Raw genomic sequence first — 3,934 nt, 5'->3', positions numbered from 1 at the left:
TTTTGCCTTTTCTTCTTTCGTAAGATAAAGGTTAGGATTCTAAACGGAACCCAGGTTACTAAAGCGATAAGCCAAAGGAAACTGGAATCAATTAGCACAAGAATCCGCTCTTTCAAATAAGGTTGGTGATCAGTATGGAAAACCGGGCGGCGGTGTGTTTAAGCCCCCGCGCCGGTGCCACCCGCGGGCTCCGGCCCAGCTCCCACCTGATTCGGATGTTAGCCCGGAAATGGCCTACCATATACCAGGACAACACGCGTCTCCCCTGTAGGATCAATGTCCTCTATCGATTTCCTTATGGGCCCAAGAGTACTCCCAACCGTGATCACGAAGGTCCTGGGCATCAATCGTACGCCTCCTGAGGGTCTACAATGCCTCCAAGGACATCTCCAGAATCACTCTATCACAACACCTCTAGCTCGATACAGGTCAAGCTCAGGGCAATGCTTATTAACCTAGGGAGCAGTAAATCGAAATAATTTCTCTGTACAAGGAGTCTGGAACTCTTATGGTAACATCATTAAGAAGGGTGATGACAAAAGCAATGTAAACCGGAGATCAAATAATCACTTGGTACAATTTTCACTGGATTGGTTACTCATCTGGATACTAGTTTTTGTTTCATATAGGCTGCTTTCAAGCACTCTGGCTGAACTGCTTCTTTATTGTGGTATCTTGCGTTCTAAAACCCCTTTCACGATGCCCTCCAGCATACCGACAAGCCTTGTGTAAATAGCGAGCTGGGCTGATTTCCAATGAACCGGGTTTTCTGGCCACTTGTCTCCAACCAAACTCATTAAGGCCGCTCCACTCTCCAAAAGCTTTTTCCTGACTTCCGCAGGTTTTCCGTGGTCCAAATCATGGCGAAACATTCGGCGCAAATGCTTTAGCTGCCACATGGGTTCCAGATCAATATCGCCACTGCTTGTAAACTGTAGTAGTCGTCGGGCTTCACCGCTGCCTTCATAAAGTAGGAAGTAAAGGTAATCAATTATGTCGGCAAAAACCGGTTCGCTCCCAGCTATAACTGTCGGCAATACCAACATTGCTTCCATATTGCGAGTAGTGGGTTTAAAAAGGTTTTCCCCTATTTGCCCCTCAGCAATCTGGTTTATCCGAATCACTAACTGACCGATTTGTAAGCCTGCTCTAAAGATTTTTCCTGGTAAAGATCTATCCACAGCCTCTTCGGCTCTAACATTTCTATCAGAACGGTAGGCCCAAGCTAGGTGCCTATTAAGAGATAAAAAGAAGTTGGAAGACAATTCAGTATCAGGCTCTGGTTCGTCATCCCCACCCGCGCCACTATCTTCCCACGTTTGCGAGACTTCTGCCGCTAATCCTTGCAGATACTCCAGGTGTTCCCCTGCCGCATCCGTAATAACCATAAGGCGTTCCCGAATTTCTCTATCAGAAACAACGGCAATTTTTTGTAATTGCCTGCCAGCAAAGGCTTGGTAATCCTCAACAGCCCCCATAGTTCGACGCCAAACCCGTACTGGTAATTGAAGCCCATCCGCAAAAAACTGTACAGCCGCTAATGACCGGCTTATTCTTTCTACAGGTAGCGCTTTCAGCGTATTAAGAAAAGCAAGGTCGAAGGTACAGAGAACATTCTTCTGTACTTGGCCCAGTTGCCTCAACTGTGCATCAATTAAATTAGCATTGAACGCATCCCGCGCCTGGAATAACAGGGGATTTAGGCGATGAAAAGGGCTTTCAAGAACAGCTGAACCCCACCCGAGTTGCTCGATGGTTTTGGTTAATTGGTAAAAAGTTTCTGTAAGTTGATTAGTTCTTGGAAGCAGTTGGCCTATATGTGGTCTCTGTAACCGTAGCAATACGCTGAAGTTCTGATCAATTTTCGTAATCCGGTCCATTATTCTCTGTAGACCTCCCCGCAGGGGATCGCCAGAAGGCTTAGCCCATCCTACCTCTCTTTGAGCTAAACAGTCTTCAAATACCAAGTACGTTTCTTTAGCGAAACTGTATGCCGTTGTTGACATAATACCATTTTCGCCAATTTTATTAAATAAACCAGCTAAGCAATTTTCTAATTTGTCAAGTCCCATAGGTTACAAGCTGCTCAGCCACCACATTACCCCCAAGCAAGCTTAACAAGCCTTGTGCAGGTGGTACCTCCGGGTTGACATGCACCTCACTTTCCGTGTAACACTTGGGCCAAGCCCAGGTATCAATTGCATTTTGCAGGAGTTCGCGTAAAGCTACTCCCGCCTCACCGTAAAGGCTGGTACCCACTAGGAGTTTGGCATCTTCTCCTGGTCCAGTTGAAATCCAATTTCCCGGTATATGTATAGGGGCCTTCCGCTGTCGTCGGTTCGGGTCCGGATGGCCACCGGGGCCACTTCTTCCGGCAACTCCACTCCATATCTACTGGAAAGCCTCATCCACCTCGCTTAGGGTGGCTTAACAAGCTTGACAGCGGAATTCAAACCACCGAAACAGTACCTGGTGGCCAAGCGTTGCTCTACAGAATTCATCTTCTACTAAATGCCGTAAGAGACGTAACAAGCCTTTCAGCCAGCCTCTCACGGGAAAATTCACGTTCGACCAACTCGCGGCCCCGCCGGCCCATAGCCGCCCGCTCTTCATCACTCAGGCCAAAGATCTGCTCCACAGCTCGTGCAAGAGCCGCCGGGTTTTCAGGCTCAACTGCAATTCCTATACCGTTATCTGTAACTAAACGGGCCATATCGCCTGGAACTGCACAGATAATGGGTCTAGACACAGCCATGTAGTCAAAGAGCTTGTTGGGGCTCACAGCATAGGAAAAGGCATTTGCTGCGCGGAGAGTGATCAGCGCTGCATCGGATGCTGCAAGGAGCTCAGGAATCTCTGCCTTTGGTACCGGGTCTATGAACCGCACGTTATCAAGTTTAGATCTAGCTGCCTCCTCAATTAACACATCTTTGCTCGGCCCATCTCCCACCAGCACAAATTCGATCTCGCGCCTCGAGCGAAGAAGGTCAGCAGCCCGTAGCACAGTCTCCAAAGCGTTTGCAGGACCATGAGCACCTGTGTAGATGACGGTGAAACGGTGGAAACCGAATTTATCTTTAAGTTTAGGAACGGTTGAACCAACTGTCGCATCCCCACTACCCAATGCAAAGTTCTTTAGGTGCACTCCATTGGGAATATAGACAATTCTTTCGGACGGCACCCCATGCTTAACTAGATAATCACGTGAACCAGATGCTAAGACTACTATGCAGGTGGCGCTTTTATACAAGAAACGCTCTAATAACCGAAGCAATCTCGCTTGAGCACTTGTCTCAGACATTCCACCCATGTCTATGAGCGCTTGGGGCCACAGGTCCCGGAGCTCCAGAACAAATGTTGACTGCTTTAGTCTAGAGATCACCCATCCGGCAAATGCCGCAAATGGGTGGGGGGATGATCCTATAACTGCTTGTGGTTTACTTCTGACGAATTTTATGGCGACCCTACATGTATTAAAAGCAAACGACAGCATATTCCAGATTCGCCGCCAGTTATTCTTCTCATATGTAGCCGCACGAACCCAGACGAACCTTACGCCGTTCACTTGCTCTTCGCGCCATAGTTCATTGGCGCTAAGCTTAGTATGTCGTCGTAAGGCAAGGTTAACATCGGATGCAAAAATACATACTCGGTAGCCCTTCTTTACGAGTTCGCACCCGAAGTCATAGTGGCGAGTACCTCCGGGGAGGTCGGGAGTTATCGCATACTGGTTGACAATCCAGATCTCAGGCCTATTAGAGCTCTGATCGTTGGATCTTATATCATTCTTTAACATGTTAACGATCTCCTAAGGACATCAAGAAAGGAATAGGCGTCATTTCTGCTTGCGGTTTACCCACATTTCCACAAGTGGCCACAAATCGAGTCCTATTTTACCTGAGAGTGGTGTAAGTAACCTGAGTACTTGAAGGGA

At 47.8% G+C, this 3,934-nt stretch carries 2 protein-coding genes; both read right to left on the bottom strand.

What is annotated here, in order from left to right:
* Positions 1-662: 662 nt before the first annotated feature.
* Positions 663-2,072, bottom strand: a complete 1,410-nt coding sequence (locus H5U02_14475; protein MBC7343628.1) for a hypothetical protein — start codon at positions 2,070-2,072, stop codon at positions 663-665.
* A 425-nt stretch (positions 2,073-2,497) separates the two neighbouring features.
* Positions 2,498-3,796: a glycosyltransferase family 4 protein gene (locus H5U02_14470; GenBank protein ID MBC7343627.1), complete on the bottom strand. Its 1,299-nt coding sequence runs from the start codon at positions 3,794-3,796 to the stop codon at positions 2,498-2,500.
* Positions 3,797-3,934 lie beyond the last annotated feature (138 nt).

This window comes from Clostridia bacterium (assembly GCA_014360065.1).
GTDB lineage: Bacteria > Bacillota > DSM-521 > Neomoorellales > JACIYF01 > JACIYF01.
Note: the sequence above shows the minus strand (reverse complement) of the source record. Positions and strands in the feature narration are given on the sequence as shown.